This window comes from Roseinatronobacter bogoriensis DSM 18756 (genome assembly GCF_004366635.1).
Classification (GTDB): domain Bacteria; phylum Pseudomonadota; class Alphaproteobacteria; order Rhodobacterales; family Rhodobacteraceae; genus Roseinatronobacter; species Roseinatronobacter bogoriensis.
On record NZ_SORN01000006.1, the window covers coordinates 1 to 16,687 of the forward strand.

Consider the following 16,687-nt stretch of genomic DNA (forward strand, 5'->3'; position numbering starts at 1 on the left):
CAGGATCAAACTCTCAAGTTGAAAGCTGAAAAACAGCTATCCTTGACGTCAAACCCAAGCACATATCAACGCGTCCAGATTATTCATCCGAACACGTTACCTCTGTTCTGCGCTTCCGTTCCAAAGAAACAAAAGCCGCAAAACAGTGAAGCTGACACTCACATCATCGGGAAACATAAGCCTCCCTAGCGAGCCGATATGTGAAGGGCCGATCCATCGAAATGAACCAAACCGCCCTCATATCTCTTCAAGTTCCAATTCTGTCAAACAACACAAGACAAAAACACACACAGCGCTACACCAATCCGGCGCAACCCCATGCAACCCTGTCTCGAAAATCTCTAAGCAACAAACCCTCAGGCCCGCCGCCTCCCCCAGCAACCTCTCAGCCGCCGGTGAGCGCTATCTAGGTAATACAATCAAAACACGCAAGAGAGAAATTCATGAATCTGTCACTTTTTCCAGTTTGCCCAAAATTTCATCAGCGTTGCGCAGCAATAATGCGCCTGACTGCCCTGCAGAGCATTTAAATTACCCCCTCTCAGAGTGTCTTCGTTCAATACCCGCCCTTGAGATACTATTCGCACGGCACCTTCGCGCTGACACCGCCGACTCACCCGGTTTGCGAGAATCAAATGCCGGGAATCGATCGAAACGCCGCCAAAATCCGACATCGCCACTGGACCTTGCCTGATCCGCACGGCACTCTGCTTGCGGAAACTGTCGGAGCATGTGGCCAAGATGCGTTTGTTGATATCCTTTGGCGCGCTGTTCCTGTCGGTTGTCCTGTTGCAGCTTGGCCTTGGCGGTGTCGTCCCGCTGGATGCGCTGTCGGGGGTTGAGCTGGGCTTCAGCGCGGGTCAGATCGGGCTGTTGGGCTCGGCGCATTTCATCGGGTTTTTCATCGGGTGCTGGTGGGCGCCGCGCCTTATGGGGCAGGTGGGCCATTCGCGCGCCTTTGCGGCGCTGACAGCGGCGGGCACGATTGGCATTCTTGCACATATGCTCGTCATTCATCCGCTGGCATGGGCCATCCTGCGCATGGCGTCGGGATTGGCCGTTGCGGGCTGCTACACGATCATTGAGGCGTGGTTACAGGCCAAGCTGACCAACGAGACGCGGGGCCGCGCGATGGGCGTCTACCGTGTGGTTGATATTGTGGGCAGTCTGGGCGCACAGCTTCTGATCGGGGTTCTGACTCCGGCCTCTTATGTGTCCTATAACCTGTTGGCGCTGTTATGCTGCGCGGCGCTGTTCCCGCTGGTGCTGACCCGGTCCGAGGCCCCGCCCGTATCTGGTGCCCCAAGGTTGCGGCCGGGCTTTGCATGGAATCGCTCGCCCCTAGCGGCTGCCGGGGTTGTTGTATCTGGCATTACTGGCGCGGCCTTTCGCATGGTGGGGCCGCTTTATGCCTTGTCGGTCGGGCTGAAGGCAGATGTGATCGCGCTGTTTCTGGCGGCCTATGTGCTGGGCGGCGCGCTGGTGCAGATTCCGGTGGGCTGGCTGGCCGATAAATTTGACCGGCGCGCAGTGCTGATATGGTTGTCGGTGGCCTCGGTTCTGGCCTGTGCTGCGACAGTGGCCAGTGCGGATCGTGGCGTGGTGGCAATCTTTCTTGCAGCCGGATTTTTCGGCATGACCACATTTCCGATCTATTCCATCTCGGCGGCACATGCGCATGACTTCACCGACCCGTCCGAGGCGGTGGAACTGTCAGCGGCGCTGATGTTCCTTTATGCTGTTGGCGCGATTGCCAGCCCCTTGATCGCCTCTGTTCTGATAGATCAATACGGGCCTGCGGCGATGTTCATCTTCATCTCTGTCGCGCATATCCTGTTGGTAGTCTTCGGGCTGGTGCGGATGCGGGCGCGCCCTGCCCCCGATGACCGCACCCGCTACACGTATGTGCCGCGCACGTCTTTCCTGATCGGGCGGTTGCTGCGGCGCGGGCGCAAGCGGGATTAGGTTGCGCTGTGCGTTTCCGCACCGCGACTTTTGCTACCCCTGCGAAATCCTGCCCTGAACCTGGCGCGGGCCTCTGCGCCAACGCCACCTGTGCGCAGGGCCTACCCCTCGGCCTTTTCGGCCAGCATCAACCATTCTTCCTCTGCCGCCTCCAGCGCGGTCTGACGCGCGGCCATTGCTTCGGTCGCCTTGCGAAACTTCACCGGCTCGCGCGTGAACAGATCCGCATCGGCCAGCAATTCTGTCAGCTTGCCAATCTCTGCCTCCAACCGTGCAATCTCGGCGGGCAGCTTCTCCAGACGGTGCGTTTCAGTATAGCTTAGCCCGGACTTTACCTTTTCTTTCGGCTTTGGCTTGTCCTTGCTGCGCGACCCCGCGCCAGAGGCAGGCGCAGGGCTGTCGGCCTCGGGGCGTTGCGCCAGATAATCCGACCACCCCCCAGCATAGGCCGTCACCCGCCCTGCCCCTTCAAAGACAAGCGTGGTCGAGGCGATACGGTCGATGAAATCGCGGTCATGGCTGACCAGCAGAACCGTACCGTCGAACTCGCTCAGAATGTCTTGCAGCAAATCCAGCGTTTCGACATCCAGATCATTGGTCGGTTCGTCCAGCACCAGCAAATTGGCAGGTTGCGCCATGATCCGCGCCAGCAGCAGGCGCGCCCGCTCCCCCCCTGAAAGGGACCGCACAGGGGCGCGTGCCTGTGCTTCATCGAACAAAAATTCCTTCAGATAACCAACCACATGCTTGGGCTGGCCCCGCACCATGACCTGATCTGCCTGCCCCGGCACCCGCATCAACGGATCCCCTGTCAGGTTTTCCCAAAGCGAGGCATTCGGGTCCAGTTGCGCGCGGCTCTGATCGAATATGGCCGTTTCCAGATTGGTGCCGCGCCGGATATTGCCCTGATCGGCCTCTTCCGCGCCCGTGATCATCCGCAGCAACGTTGTTTTGCCCGCGCCATTGGGGCCGACGAAAGCCACGCGTTCCCCGCGCATCACACGCAGCGAAAAGTCGCGCAGGATCACGCGGTCGCCATAGGCCTTGTGCACATGTTCCAACTCGGCGACCAGCTTGCCCGAAGGGGCCGCCGCTTCCATCGCCATTGCGGCAGTGCCCTGGCGTTTGATCTGGCTGGCGCGTTGCGCGCGCAATTCCTGTAGCGCGCGCACCCGGCCCTGATTGCGCTTGCGTCTTGCGCTGATCCCTTCCACTGCCCAGCGCGCTTCGGCCTTGATCTTGCGGTCCAGCTTGTGGCGGGCCTCGTCTTCCTGCGCCCAAAGCGTATCGCGCCATTCCTCGAACCCGTCAAACCCGGATTCCCGGCGGCGCACCTGACCGCGATCAATCCATAGGGTTGCGCGGGTCAGCGCGCGCAGAAAGGCGCGGTCATGGCTGATCAGCACAAAGGCCGCGCGCGTCTCGCGCAGGCGCGCTTCCAGCCAGCCGATGGCATGAATATCAAGGTGGTTGGTCGGCTCGTCCAGCAGCATCAATTCAGGCGCTTCTGCCAGCAGTTTGGCCAAAGCCGCGCGGCGCCGCTCACCACCTGATGCCTTTTCAGGGTCAAGGCTGGGGTCAAAATCCAGACCCTCGGCGGCCATCTCGACGCGATAGGCCTCAGCCGGGTCAAGATTCTGGGCGGCATAGTCCCCCAGGGTCGCAAAACCGCTGAAATCCGGGTCCTGTTCCATATAGCCCACGGTCACACCGGGCGAGAGGCTGCGCGCGCCCTTGTCAGCCTCGACCAGCGCGGCCATCACCTTCATCAGGGTGGATTTACCAGAACCATTGCGCCCCACCAGCGCCACCCGGTCACCGGGTTGAACCACAAGGTCCAGCCCGTCAAAGACAGGATTGCCGCCATAGGTCAGCGAGATATTCGAGAGTTGCAGAAGCGGTGTTTGTGCCATGGCGGCGATATAGGGGCAGGCAGGCGGCAGGGAAAGGGGAATCGTCACCTAAGCCCCCGTGGCGGAAGTGTCAGATCGGTTACGGCTTTTCCAGTCAAGGACGCCCGCGATAGCGGCCGCAAGTGCCGCCAGATAGGCCGGGTTCGAGGGTGCGGGCTCCGCCACCGGATGACGCGAAAGCGCAGCGCTCATCAGCGTGCCATTGCCAAAGCGCGGATGCACACGACCCCATCGCTTGCGATAGCAGTCAGCACAATGTGCCTCTAGCAGAAGGCTGTGCATCACCTCGGGCCAGGTTCCCGAAGGCCAACCTAGCAATACGCGCGCAGCCGCGCGGATATCACCGAAAGTGACCTCACGCATGGCCCGCCCCGCAAAAACAGGCCCCCGCGCGCAAGCGGCAAGCAAACTGGCGCAGCCGGTTTGCGGGGGTGGGCGGGTGGGCCGCTTGCGCGCGGGGGCGGGTCACTATTCAGTCTCCAACCGGGCAAAGGGGCCGTGACCGACCACATCTGACAGCTGCGCCACTTCGATTGCAAACCCCGCGCTGCCGACCTCATCTTGCAATTGCGCCGTTGCTGTATAGACGAATCCCGGTGCATCGCACTGCACCTCTCGCAGCACTGCCGCGCCCTTGCGCACCCTCACGACATAGCGCTCAAACGCTTCGGACAGCGGCACATCCGGCGCACCCCATCCGTCGCCGCCGCGCCTTGTGCGCCGGATCCAGGATATATGCAGATCCCCGGCCCCGTCGCGGCGCGCACGCAGATGCGCAGGTCGGTAAGGGCGAAAGCCGACAGCCTGAAAACTCTGGCTGACATCGCTATGGCTGGGGTCATGCAACGGGCGGCTGGCGGGGCCGATCCTGTAGCGGCGCTCCATGCCCAGCGCATCAAGCGGCAGCGCGATCTGTTCCAGTGCGGGATCAATCAGCACCACAACCGCCCCCGGGGCCCAGACAGGCGGCATCACGCCATCTGTCCCGTACTGGCCGCGCAAGCGCAGCCGCAGATCATACAGGCCCGGCTCAATCAACTCGGCCTCGGCAAACTGGAACAGCTCCCACTCGGTGCCAGCCCCGATTGCCATCAGATTGGCCCCGTCCAGCACAGTGGCCGGTGACACAGTGTCCAACTGGCCCGATAACATACGCACCCGCAAGGCCGCGCCACGGTCCCAAAGGCCCGGCCCTGCTGCCAGCAAAGGGGTTTCCGTCACACCAACTTGCGCTGGCTGTGCGATCAGGGCGTCCAGTTCGAACATGTCCGCGCCGCTTATGTGGTGCAGCGCCACCATCCCCGGCCATGCCCGCGCCGCAACAGCGATCCAGGGGTTTTGCGCCGGCTCTTCCCCCGCGATCACGGGCAGGTCCAGAAAAATCGGCTGCACCGGCACAGGCGGCTGGGGCGTGATCAGCGCCGACCCCCTGCGCGCGGTATCGCCCCAGTCATAAATGGCATCCTCGACACGCGTGGCTTCAACCTCGCGCCCCTGCGCCAGGGTCGCGCGGTCAATCCGCCATAGCGAAGCACCCGCGCCCATATCCAGCGCGACCACATCGCCAGCCCCAAGCGCGCGAGAGGGCGGCAGGCGAAACCGCGCCGTGTCGCGCGACACCCGCGCCTGTGCCAGCCAGCGTTCCGCAATCAGGCTGGCTTCGCCCTCGGTCATCACCAATGGCAGGTCGGCACCCGACGCGCCCTGCTGCGCTTCATCAGGAAACCCGACCTCGGCGATGCGCATCTCGTAATTCGCGCCCTCCTCGACATAACCCAACCGCACCAGACCGTTGGTTTCCGCCTCTGATGCGCGGATCACGACCAGATCGCCGCTATCATTGCGCAGAAGGTCATCCGGCCCAAGCCGCGCATTTGCCCGTCCGTTGCGCATCTGAAAGATCAGCCGTCCTTCGCGCTCGATCGCCTCGACGCCGTAAGCCAGCAGAAGCGATTGCAGCATTGCGCGCGGTGCCTCGGTCGAGGCCATGGCGAAACCGCGCACCACCCCATGCACGCGGCTGACATCTGCATCAAGGATACCTGCGCGCGCGCAAATCTCGGCAATCACACCATCAAGCGGTTGCGCCGTCGCGCGCCCGCTGACCCAATGCCCGCGCGCCCAGTTCTCGCCATCCGACCACAAGTCCTGATTGCCGGGAAACCAGGGATAGGGCCGCGCATCCCATGCCCAGAGATGGGCGCGCGACATATCCACCATCGGCCCGTCATAGAATTCCGAAACCGGGTTGTGTGCCGGGTCGGACCAGTACTCATTCACAGCGCGCACATATTGCACCTGAATCGCATCATCCCGCCAGCCGCGCGAGAAATAGGGCACAAAGGATTCCGACGATTTCGGGTCCAGAAACACATTGGGCTGGTTGGTGCCCCGGTCAATCGCCGCACAGCCATATTCGGTGAACCAGAATGGCTTGGAGCGCGGCACCCAGGCTGTAGGCTCAGTCGCGCGCAGGCCATCTATGCGGTCATGATGGTCATTCTCCCACCAGCCGCACAAATCCTTGTAGCGCCAGATCCAGTGTTCCCGCCAGTCAGAGCTGTCCAGAATAGGGGTGCGGTTCTGCGCGCGACGGTCGGCATCAGAGGCGTAGAACCAGTCATACCCCTCGCCGCCTGCCACATTGGCGCGCAGATACTCCAGATTATGCACATCCCCCCAATCGGCATCCAGATGATCCACGCCATCACGCCAGTCCGACAGCGGCATGTAATTGTCGATGCCGATGAAATCGATATTCTCATCTGCCCAGAGCGGGTCCAGATGAAAGAAACGGTCCCCCTGCGCGGTGATATATCCGAAATATTCCGACCAGTCGGCAGCATAGGTCAGCTTGACCTCCGGCCCCAGAAGCGCGCGCACTTCGGCAGCCAGCGCGATCAGTTCCGCAACAGCCGGGAAGCTGTTTTCAGGCCCGCGAATCTGGGTCAGCCCCCGCATTTCCGAACCGATACAGAATGCATCCACACCGCCCGCGGCCTTGCACAGCGCCGCCTGATGCAGAATGAACCGCCGGTAGCGCCATTGGGACGGGCCAGAATAGCTGACCGAACTGCCCGAAACCGAAAAATCGCTGGCCTTTGCCGTGCCGAAAAACGTGGCCACATCCGCCTGTGCCTGTGCCGTGCCATCCGGGCTGCCGGGCTGATCGGGGGCTTTTTCACTGGTGATACGCCCGCGCCACGGCAGGACCGGCTGATCCGCCGCCTGCGACCAAGGGTCCGGCAAGCCATTTTCAGGCAGGATTTCCATCAGGATGAACGGATAATAGACGACTTTCTGTCCGCGTGCCTTCAGCGCGGCGATGGCCTGCAGAACAGAGCGGTCCGAGGGGGTGCCCCCATAGACCGGGCGGCCATTCAGGCGCGGAACTTCGGCGGTTTGCCCAGCCGCGCGCCCGGCCACAGACCAGGGCTGGCCAACCGCCACACGGTTGGAATATTCGACCTTCGGGGTGATCTGGCAGCTACCGGCCCGCAAATCAGACCCGAACCATGACACGATCAGCAAACTTGACGCGCTATTCGGCAATTCCTGCGACAGCGCATCCAGAGAGGCCGCCAAATCAGTCTTGCCGGTCGGCGAATTGAGATTCATCGCCTGCCGGTCGGCATTGCCAAGCAGTGCGAAGGGGCTGGATGCGCCGCGCGTATAAACGGGGCTTGCAGACAGCACAAAATCGCCGGAGCCGGGCATAAGGGCCACAGCTTGCACATGGTCAGACAGGCTTTGCGGGTGATCGCCACTGGTGTTGCGAATGACCTCAAAACTCAGTTGCGGAACGCGGTTGCCGAACTCGCCCAAGGCCATATCCTCGATAACGACATAGGCAATGCCGCGATAGGCCGGCACGTTGCCTGGCCCCTCCACCGCTTCCAGAAACGGGTCAGGAAGCTGGTCTTCGCTGCCGTGATATAACCGCAGGTTCAAATCCGCAGCGGCGATTTCCTGCCCGTCGGCCCAGATGCGCCCGATCCCGAGAATTGGCCCCTCGCACAGGGCAACCGCAAGCGAGATCGAATAGCTGTATTCGCGGACTTTCGGCTTTTTCGCGTGTTTTCCACCGCCCCCGCCACTTGTCCGCACCCGTTCGCGGAAATTGGTGGACCAGATCACCTGTCCGCCCAGCCGCACGCGGCCCCAGATCCGTGGCACCGGTGTTCCCTCATTGGCCCCAGTCATGCGCAGCCGGTCCATACGGCCATGCTCGATGACCTGAGAGCCGCCGCCCATCAACCGCTGGTCAATGACCCGGCCCAATGTTGCGCCGACTGCGCGCCCGATCACCATGCCCGACAAGCCAAGGACAGAACCGCCAAAGCTGGACCCGACCGCTGCACCCACCGCAGAAAGCACCAAGGTTGCCATGTGTCACTCCATCAAATTCAAAGGCTTGGGGGAAAGGCGAAGCGCGCCACGATCCGGCGCGCCCAAGGCGCAGAGAGAGGCGCTTGCACCACACCTGCGCGCGGGCAGGCATGAATGAAGCAGGCCCCGCCCCCGGACTGGATGCCAAGATGTTTGGCATCGGCCCCCGCTTGCAGACGAAACAGTAAAACCTGCCCATCCTCGGGCAGGGATGCGGGCTGCAAATGGCGCGACAGCGCCTGCAACAATTGCTCCTGCCCCCCGATCTCGGCCCAACTGGGGGAGTAATGCGGCACAGGCTCCGGCTCTGCCCCGAAACGGGCCCGCCAAATACCCCGGATCAGACCAAGGCAATCTGCGCCCGCACCGCATGTCGCGGCGCGGTGGTGATAGGGTGTGCCGATCCACTGCCGCGCCAGCGCTACGATTTCGCCCTGCCCGTTCATCCGCGCCGCGCGCCGCCATCATTGTGCCGGCCCGTTTTGGGATAGGCCATCATCCAGTCTTCACCCGGAATATGCGGAAACCCCCTGAAATTCAGCAAATTGGCGAATTTGACACGACAGGTTTCAACCTGCTTGTCGCAACCCACCTCCAGCCGGACCAGATCACCGGGGGCGATGGGCGCGCGAAGGGATTGCCACAATGAAATATGGCGGGTGCCGTCTTTCATGCGATCTTCGCGGATATGGCCAACCAGACCCGCCGCTTGGCCCTTCAGCACGCGCAAGCGCCCATGCGCGAACCAGCCCTGCGCCACATCGCCCAGCGCGGAGAATCCGAAATCCTGCCCCTCTTGCACTGTCAGGACAGGTATTTCCACGAAATACCCCGGCGTCGAAAGGTCGAATTTGCACGCCCCATCCCCCAGCACCGCAGCGCAGCCTGCATGATAGACCCGCCCGCCCTGCTGGCCCAAGGGTTCCGACAGCCCGCGCAATTCTGCCCGAAACGCCCCGCCCGTGCGTGTAATCTCGCCCAGAGTTCCGCGAAAGATCATGCGGCGCAAGCGGGTATCGGCCCAGTTCACCTCCCATATGCGCAAGGCAGCGCCATCATAGCGGCCAGCCATAATATCCGCTTCGGTAAGACCCGCGTCACGCAATGCGCCAAAGGCTTCAGAGTTATCGACGGCCAGCCCGGTCACCTGTTCCAGCGCGCGCGCGCTCAGGCCCGCATCGGCACGAAAGCGGACGCCCGCGAATTCCAGATCGCGGTCATGGTCAGTAAAACCCAGCGACCGCCCATCAGCGCGCGTCAGCGACCAGGCGCGCGCGATGGTAGTGGTGCCGGTGGCCAGATGCGCATCAAGGCTCATAGCCGCACCTCGATCACCGGCACTTTTGGCAACTCGCCTGCCTTGAAACTGGCCATCGAAATCTGGATCAGATCGGTGTCAAACCGCACCGGCACATCAAATTCAAACCCCGCCTGAACTTCGGCACCCGCATCAGGCGGGCGCGCAAGGGTGATCTGGCCCGTGGTTGAATCGACCTCATAATCCACGCCAAGGGTCAGCGCATCGCGCCCGATCGCCACCAGAACCGAACCGGCCACAGGTTTCACAATCTCGCGCCAGATGGTCTGCGCGCCGGATTGATAGGCCTTGCGCAGCTGAAACACCCGATTGGTGCCATCGCCAAGCCCCAGAAGCTGATCGAAGGCCGTAATCGGGCCGGATGCCCGGGCCGAGCGGTAATCGCCCCAATCCTTCCAGCGAAACGCATGCAGCATACCCTGTCGCGCCTCAAAAAAGGCAATCATCGCTTCCAGATCATTCAGCGCGCGCAGCCCCATCCCTGCGTCATAGCGCCTGCGCGACCCGGCCCAGGGCGTGTTGCGTTCTTCAAAGCCATTGGCCAGTTCGACAATCTCGGTGCGCCGTTCCGGCCCGCCAAGTGCGCCAAAACTCATATTGGCGGGAAAGCGAATTTCGTGAAATGCCATTTTGTGCCCCCTGTCAGCGGTTACGGTTGCCCTGCGCCAGAAGGCGGCTCATCTGTGCGGCAATCTGGGATTGCGAGCGTTGGAACCCAGCGACATCGGGGGTTGAGACATTGAAGGTCACATTCACAGCCTGCCCCTGCCCCGCAGCGCGTACCCCCAGACGCCCGTCAGCGCCGCGTGACAGCGGCATGATCGCCTCTGGCCCCGCTTCGCCCATCAGCCCCATAGTGCCGCCGCGCATGGGAAAGGCCGTCGCCTGAGAGATGACACCGCCCTTGGCAAAGGGCATGATCGCGCCCATTGCCCCGGTAACACCCTGCGCCAGAAGGCTGCCAAAAGCGTTCTGCACGGGCTTCATGGCCGTATTGTAAACGCTGTTCGACATGGTCTGGGCAATGCCGCGCAGCGCATCCTGCATCCGCATTCCGTCAAAGACGACGCCATCAAAGGTCCGCCGCAACCCGGTTGAGAAGTTGCGCGAAAGCCCTTCCACCTCGCGCCCTGTAAAGGTCAGGCTGCGCCCCAGCCCTGCCAGTTCGCTGTCAAATTCGACCACCAGCCCCGTGGTCTGGCCCAGGCGTTGTTCCAGCGCGGAAATCTGCGCCTCAAGATCGCTGAGATTGGTCATGTTGCGAGCCTTTCACAGTATCGGGGTAGCGCGCGGCCAACTCCATCAGCCGCGCGCGGGTCAGGGGGCCTGGCGCGCCTTCCAGCCCGGCCATGATCATCAACTCGGCCGGGGTCATGGCCCAGAAATCGCGCGGGTGCAGGCGCAGATCGCGCAGGCCAAGGCGCATCAGCGCGGGCCAGTCCAGGGCGCTCATGCGGGCGGCGTGAAGGCGCGCGCAAGCAGCTGTGCGGCCAGCCGCGCTGCCCCCTGCAAGCCGCCCTCAATCTGGGCGCCGGTCAGCTCGGATGCCCGCCCCTGCCACCCCCCGCCGCGCAAGCCCGCCACGATCAGCGCCAACACATCGCGCGCTGAAAAGCGCCCCTGCTCGAACCGCTCGACCAGCGCCAGAAGCGTATCCTCGCCCAGCGCCGCTTCCAGTTCGGCCAGCGCACCAAGGGTCAGGCGCAGCATATGGGGCTGGCCGTCAATCATCAGGGTCACTTCACCTGCGTTAGGGTTGCTCATGGATCAATCCGCGACAAAGGTAAGCTGACCCGCCGAGGCCAGCGACAATTCAAAGGTCGCCTCGCCGTTATGGGTGCCCGCGTAATCAAGGCCCGAGATCATGAAGGCCCCTTCGATAATACCAAAATCGGGGATGATGATCTGAAAATCCGGCGTTTCACCATTGAAGAAAATGGCGCGCGCGCGTTCATCCGTGCCAGCGTCACGAAACACACCAGAGCCGGAAATGGACGCAGATTTAACCCCCGCACCGCCCAGCAATTCGCGCCACCCGCCAGCCGATGACAGCGACGTGACATCGACCGTTTCCGCGTTGAAACTGATGCGCGTGGCCCGCAGGCCCGCGACAGTTTCGAACTGGCCATCACCTGTCATATCGACCTTTACCAGCAAGTCCTTGCCATTCTGTGCACCCATCGGGCCACCCTCCTTCAATGTGAAAATCAGTTATCCTCGACCCGCGCGCGAAAGCGCAGGTCGATGCGGCGGGTCTGGTCGCCCTCGGTCTTGCGGGCCTCGGCGCGGTCAAACCACATGCCCACCAGCCGCCCGCGCGAAAGGGTCAGGTCTGGTTCCTCCAGCACCTCGCAAATGCGCGCGGCCACCTGTTTGGCGGCCAGAAACCCGCTGGCATTGGTCACAACCGAGATTGTCAGCCGGTGCTCGGCCCCGTGGCCGGAAGTGTCAGACCGGTCGATGGCATCTTCCACGCCCAGCAGCGCATAGGTAGCGGGCGGGGTCGCGGGCGGGATCGCGTCATACAGCGCGCCCCCAAGCTGCACTGACAACGCAGTATCCGCAGCAAGATGCTGGAAAATCGCCGTTTGCAGGGCCGGCGCGATGACATAGCTCATGCGGGCAACTCCTCTTGCGCGGTGCAGATCAGATAACGGCCCTGATTATCGGCCTCAGCCACAGCCAGAATGCGGAAAACCCGCGCCCCCTCGACCAGGCGCTGGTCCGGGCGCGGGCGCGCGTCGGAACCATGTGGCGCGGCGCGGACCAGAATGCGCAGCCGCACCTCGCCCGACGGGCCAAGGCTGGCAAAGCGTTCGCGCCCTGCCCCCGCCCGGATTTCGGCCCATAGCGTGCCAAGCGCCTGCCACTGCGTCACGAAACCGCCCGCGCCATCCGGGCTGACGACAGGTGTTTCAAGCACCAGCGCACGCGTCAGGTTGGGCGCGGTGCTCATACCCGCCCCCCCAGCCGCAGATCGCGCCAGCGCTCCAGAAGCGCGCGGATTCCAAAGCTCATATCGGCGCTGCCGCCCATGTCACGGCTTTCATAATATTGCGCGGCCAACAGCAGCACCGCTTGCCGCAGATCAGCCGGGATGTCCGACCACTCCGCACCGAAACCGGCTGCGAATTCGATCACCACCGCCCCGCCAGTTGGAATGGCGGGCAGCGCAGTGCCCGCCGATTCCAGCCGTGGACGCACGCCATCGGCATCCAGCCGGTAACGCGCAGGATCGACCAGTGTGGGCGCGCCGCCTGCATCCAGCATGGTCACGCTGTGCAGCGCGGTCACAGGTGCTACGGGCAACGCTTGCGCATAGCCATCGCGCCAGCGCGACAGGCGCAGGCTGTAGCTGCGCAGGAACAAGACCCGCGCAACCCGCCCTTCCACCGTGGCGATGGCCGTGCGCAAATACTGTTCCAGCAGCCCGTCCTGTGTCGCGTCATCGGCAAAGCCCGAAGACAGGCGCAGATGGTCGCGCAACTCGGCCAAGGGCAATGCGGCAAGGGGGATGGGGGTCATCTCGGTCAGGGTCATGTCAGCCTCGCGCAGAAAATCGGGAAGATCGGTGCCCTGACATGCCCGACTTACCCAAGCCGGGCGCGAAGGGTCAGGGCTGGTCAGACCGGGCAAACAGGTATCAGGGCACCCGCCCTGCCCTGCGCAACCGCACAGGGCAGGAAGCCTTGTCAGCTGGTGCCGAATTTCAGCAGCTTGATCGCCTTGAAATCCGACACATCGCCGCCCACGCGCTTGGTGGCATAGAACAACACATGCGGTTTCGCGCTGAACGGGTCGCGCAGCACCCGCATATCGGGCCGTTCGGCTATCGTGTACCCGGCGGCGAAATCGCCAAAGGCAATCGCCATGCTGTCAGTGGCGATATCGGGCATATCTTCGGCCACCAGCACCGGATAGCCCATCAGCCGCGCAGGCTCTGCCGCGGCCAGCCCGTCTGACCACAAAAACCGGCCATCGGCGTCTTTCATCTTGCGCACAGCGCCTGCGGTCTTGGAATTCATCACGAAAACCGAATTGGCGCGGTAAGTCGCGCCCAGCGCATAGACCAGGTCCACAATGGCGTCAGAGGCATTGATGGTCGCAAAATCGCCATCGGCCCCGGTCGCAATATAGCCAAGGTTACCCCATTCCCACAGTTCATCCTCGATCACGTCATGGGTCAGAAAGCCGCGCGGCTTGTCCGCCCCGTCACCATGAATAAAGGCCGCCGCCTCTGCCCGCGCGAATTTCGAAGCGATACGATTTGCCAGCCAGCCTTCAACATCGAACGCGCTGTCATCCAGCAGGCGCTGACTGGCTTTCGGCATGGCCGCCAGTTCATGCAGCCGGATGGGAATACGGTCGATGCTGGGTGTGTCCGATTCCGCAACGCTGCCCGATTCAGTGGCCCAGCCCGAGGACACATCCGAATGATCGACCAGCACATCAAAAGATGTCGCCTCGACCGTGACCACGCTGGCAATCGCGCGAATAGAAGCAGTGGCATGCAACACACCACGAATGGCAGAGGCGGTTTCCGGGTCCACCAGATAGCCACCCTCGGCGGCAACCTGTGTGTTCAGGCCCTTGGCCTCCAGCTCCAACCCGCGCAGGGGGCTGTCGTCGCCCGACCGCAGATAGGTGTCAAAGGCCTTATGATGAAGGTTCTCGCCCGCATGTGCAGTGCTCAACACCGGGCGATTGGGGGAAAGTGCAGTCTTGCGATCCAGCATGGTCAGTCGCTCTTCCTGTTGTGAAAATTTTCGGGTGATCTCGGCCTGAAAGGCGTCGAGTTCCTGCGCAAAGCCACGCATCGCGGCTTTCATTTCAAGATCCGGGTCAAGGGCCTCGGGCGCAGTCGCGCCGCTCTGGCCCGCGGCGTCAGGCGCGGGTCGGGTCATGTCAGTCTCCTGCAAGGGAAAGGTTCAGGTCGATCAGGGGCAGGTTAGGCCGCTTTGCCCAAAATCAGGTGAATAGGGCGCACGCTGTTCGTTACAGCCGCGCAACAGCCGCACGCGCACTGCGCAACTGCGCCGCCAGGGCACAAATCTGTCCCAGAATATCGGTTTTCTGACTCAGCCGTGCCTCTGCCTGCATCGGAAAGGTCACAAGGCTGACCTCCCACAAGTCCAGTTCGATCAATTTGCGCCCGCCCCCCGGCAGCGCTTCGGCGCGCAGGGTGCGATAGCCGATCGACAGCCCGTCAACCGCCCCGGCTTTCAGCAGCGCCTGTGCCTCGCGCGCCCGCGCCACTTCAGGCAGCAACCGGCCTGTCACACGCAAACCGTGGCTGTCTTCGACAACCTCATCCCAGATGCCGATCGGCTGGGCAGGGTCATGTTGCCACAGCATCCGCACCTTGTCGCCGCGCGCTTCCATGCGTGCCAGCGCGCCCGCATAGGCACCTGGCAAGACCGTATCGCCCCCCTTGTCGCGCCGCCCGAACACACTGGCATAGCCCTCGATCCGGTGCCCTTCAATCAGCGCCAAGGCAGCCTGAGGAGGGGTGAATTTATACTCCATACAATCTTTCCTTTCACTGCAACGCGCTGGCCAGCGCCAATGCGCCATGCAACAACACCCCAGCCACCACACCGAACACAGCAACCCACAGCCGTTTTTCCAGCCGCTCCAGCGCGCCTTCCAGCCGCATCATCCGAAATTCAAGCGCTTCCTTGCGGGCCTCGAACACGCGCTCCTGTGCGTCGATGCGGGCCTGCGCCGCCTCGAAACTGTCATACAGATAGCGCGATCCGCCGATGGCTCGGCGCGCACTCATGCGCCCTCGACATGCGGCGGCAAACCCAGAAGCACGCGCTTTTCAGCATCACTCAGAAAGCTCGCCTCACCCACGCGGCGCCATTGCTGTTCACGCTCAAGCGCAAGCGCGGGCACCTGGTCCAGATCAGGCTTCACCTCCACCACACCGGGGATGAAGCCCGACAGCCAATGCGCGACACTCGCGCTGACCCGCATCGCCATCGGCAAGACCGTCAGACGGTAGAAACCGCGATTGGCCTCCTGGTAATTGGCATAGGTCGCATCCCCCGGGATGCCCAGCAACATGGGCGGCACCCCAAAGGCCGTGGCAATCTCGCGCGCAGCGGCTTCCTTGGTTTTCTGAAACTCCATATCCGAAGGGGAAAAGCCCATCGGCTTCCAGTCCAGCCCGCCTTCCAGCAACATCGGGCGGCCCGCATTGCGCGCGCCTGTGTGATGGGCCTCCATCTCGGCCTGCAACCGCTCGAACTGCGTGGGGCTCATACTGCCCTGCCCTGCATCGCCGCGATAGATAATCGCACCAGAGGGGCGCGCGGCATTGTCCAGCAGCGCCTTGGACCAGTTGGACGCGGCATTATGCACATCCACCGCGCGGCGTGCGGCCTCCAGCGGGGACAGGCCGTAATGGTCATCTTGCGGGTGAAAGCTGCGGATATGGCAGATCGGCGCGGCCCCCTCGCTCATGTGAAACCGGTGCTTCGCAGCGCCCACAGTGTAATCATAGGCAACCGGCCAGCCATCAGGCCCGGGCACCACATGCATCCGGTCGGACCGCAGCACGTGCAATTCGCGCACAGCCCCGACCGCATCGGTTACCGCCTCCAGATAGGCATTGCCCGACAATAACAGCTGCGCATAAAGCGCCTCGAACAACTCTGCGCGCCCCTGCGCCGGGTTGGGGCGGGACAGCAGATCCAGCACCGGGTGCGTCTCATAGCGCCGCTCGCAATCCTGTACGATCAGCGGCAGCGCGCTCGCCGCCTCCGATATCAACCGCACGGCACGAAACCCCACCGGGTTTCCCAAAAACCCGGCACGCGCCAACGACACGCCATCGCGCGCAGTCCAGGCTGCGCCAGCCCCTCCGAATGCTTCAGTCCTTGTGCTTATCCGCCCTGCGGTCAGCGGACCAACAGCCGAAGCCTTCGCCTCTGGCCCCGCCGTTGCCGAAATTTCAGGCGCGCGTGCCTTGCGCAGAAAATCAAACATGTCTGCCTCTCTCCATCACCGCCCATTTCATCCTTGCAAAAATATCCTCGGGGGGTGCGGGGGGCAGACAGCCCCCCGCCTGCATCACAATGCCATCATGTCCGAAAAC

At 62.8% G+C, this 16,687-nt stretch carries 19 protein-coding genes; 2 read left to right on the forward strand and 17 right to left on the reverse strand.

Translation table 11 applies throughout. The features are described 5' to 3' along the window. The coding region (locus EV660_RS18835; RefSeq protein WP_211116223.1) for a hypothetical protein at positions 1-189 on the forward strand (189 nt) is incomplete at its 5' end. A gap of 552 nt (positions 190-741) precedes the next feature. Continuing rightward, a complete protein-coding gene (locus tag EV660_RS12865) occupies positions 742-1,965 on the forward strand; it encodes an MFS transporter (RefSeq protein WP_071479071.1) in 1,224 nt (407 codons plus the stop codon). A 101-nt stretch (positions 1,966-2,066) separates the two neighbouring features. Here EV660_RS12865 and EV660_RS12870 read toward each other — a convergent pair whose 3' ends face one another. From EV660_RS12870 to EV660_RS12950, 17 genes are all read right to left on the reverse strand, one after another. Beyond that, on the reverse strand, positions 2,067-3,878 hold the full coding sequence (locus EV660_RS12870) for an ABC-F family ATP-binding cassette domain-containing protein (RefSeq protein WP_071479070.1): 1,812 nt from the start codon (positions 3,876-3,878) through the stop codon (positions 2,067-2,069). A gap of 48 nt (positions 3,879-3,926) precedes the next feature. Next, positions 3,927-4,241: a DUF7742 family protein gene (locus EV660_RS12875; RefSeq protein ID WP_134014005.1), complete on the reverse strand. Its 315-nt coding sequence runs from the start codon at positions 4,239-4,241 to the stop codon at positions 3,927-3,929. Positions 4,242-4,346: 105 nt separating this feature from the next. After that, positions 4,347-8,267, reverse strand: coding sequence for a baseplate multidomain protein megatron (locus EV660_RS12880; RefSeq protein WP_071479068.1), 3,921 nt, complete (start codon positions 8,265-8,267; stop codon positions 4,347-4,349). A 17-nt stretch (positions 8,268-8,284) separates the two neighbouring features. Next, positions 8,285-8,713, reverse strand: a complete 429-nt coding sequence (locus tag EV660_RS12885) for a C40 family peptidase (protein WP_071479067.1) — start codon at positions 8,711-8,713, stop codon at positions 8,285-8,287. Beyond that, entirely contained in the window at positions 8,710-9,585 is an 876-nt protein-coding gene (locus EV660_RS12890) for a DUF2163 domain-containing protein (RefSeq protein WP_071479066.1), read from the reverse strand. The genes EV660_RS12885 and EV660_RS12890 overlap by 4 nt, the downstream gene beginning before the upstream one ends. Next, positions 9,582-10,214 carry a DUF2460 domain-containing protein gene (locus EV660_RS12895; protein ID WP_071479065.1) on the reverse strand — a complete coding sequence of 211 codons (633 nt, stop codon included), beginning with the start codon at positions 10,212-10,214 and terminating at the stop codon, positions 9,582-9,584. Before EV660_RS12895 ends, EV660_RS12890 begins: the two co-directional genes overlap by 4 nt. Positions 10,215-10,227: 13 nt before the next feature. After that, positions 10,228-10,842: a phage tail tape measure protein gene (locus EV660_RS12900; protein WP_071479064.1), complete on the reverse strand. Its 615-nt coding sequence runs from the start codon at positions 10,840-10,842 to the stop codon at positions 10,228-10,230. Further along, entirely contained in the window at positions 10,820-11,038 is a 219-nt protein-coding gene (locus EV660_RS12905; protein ID WP_071479063.1) for a rcc01693 family protein, read from the reverse strand. The genes EV660_RS12900 and EV660_RS12905 overlap by 23 nt, the downstream gene beginning before the upstream one ends. Next, positions 11,035-11,349 carry a gene transfer agent family protein gene (locus EV660_RS12910; protein WP_071479062.1) on the reverse strand — a complete coding sequence of 105 codons (315 nt, stop codon included), beginning with the start codon at positions 11,347-11,349 and terminating at the stop codon, positions 11,035-11,037. Before EV660_RS12910 ends, EV660_RS12905 begins: the two co-directional genes overlap by 4 nt. A gap of 3 nt (positions 11,350-11,352) precedes the next feature. Continuing rightward, positions 11,353-11,766 (reverse strand): phage major tail protein, TP901-1 family, encoded by a 414-nt coding sequence (locus EV660_RS12915; protein ID WP_071479061.1) that lies wholly within the window; start codon positions 11,764-11,766, stop codon positions 11,353-11,355. A 26-nt stretch (positions 11,767-11,792) separates the two neighbouring features. Further along, positions 11,793-12,203, reverse strand: coding sequence for a DUF3168 domain-containing protein (locus EV660_RS12920; RefSeq protein ID WP_071479060.1), 411 nt, complete (start codon positions 12,201-12,203; stop codon positions 11,793-11,795). Beyond that, positions 12,200-12,541, reverse strand: coding sequence for a head-tail adaptor protein (locus EV660_RS12925; RefSeq protein ID WP_071479059.1), 342 nt, complete (start codon positions 12,539-12,541; stop codon positions 12,200-12,202). Before EV660_RS12925 ends, EV660_RS12920 begins: the two co-directional genes overlap by 4 nt. After that, positions 12,538-13,125, reverse strand: coding sequence for a head-tail connector protein (locus EV660_RS12930; RefSeq protein ID WP_071479092.1), 588 nt, complete (start codon positions 13,123-13,125; stop codon positions 12,538-12,540). Before EV660_RS12930 ends, EV660_RS12925 begins: the two co-directional genes overlap by 4 nt. A gap of 152 nt (positions 13,126-13,277) precedes the next feature. Continuing rightward, positions 13,278-14,489, reverse strand: a complete 1,212-nt coding sequence (locus EV660_RS12935) for a phage major capsid protein (RefSeq protein ID WP_071479058.1) — start codon at positions 14,487-14,489, stop codon at positions 13,278-13,280. A 91-nt stretch (positions 14,490-14,580) separates the two neighbouring features. Continuing rightward, positions 14,581-15,111 carry an HK97 family phage prohead protease gene (locus EV660_RS12940; RefSeq protein ID WP_071479057.1) on the reverse strand — a complete coding sequence of 177 codons (531 nt, stop codon included), beginning with the start codon at positions 15,109-15,111 and terminating at the stop codon, positions 14,581-14,583. 13 nt (positions 15,112-15,124) lie between these two features. Further along, on the reverse strand, positions 15,125-15,367 hold the full coding sequence (locus EV660_RS12945; RefSeq protein WP_071479056.1) for a GTA head formation protein, RCAP_rcc01685 family: 243 nt from the start codon (positions 15,365-15,367) through the stop codon (positions 15,125-15,127). Then, positions 15,364-16,578, reverse strand: coding sequence for a phage portal protein (locus EV660_RS12950; protein ID WP_071479055.1), 1,215 nt, complete (start codon positions 16,576-16,578; stop codon positions 15,364-15,366). Before EV660_RS12950 ends, EV660_RS12945 begins: the two co-directional genes overlap by 4 nt. Between the last annotated feature and the right edge of the window lie 109 nt (positions 16,579-16,687).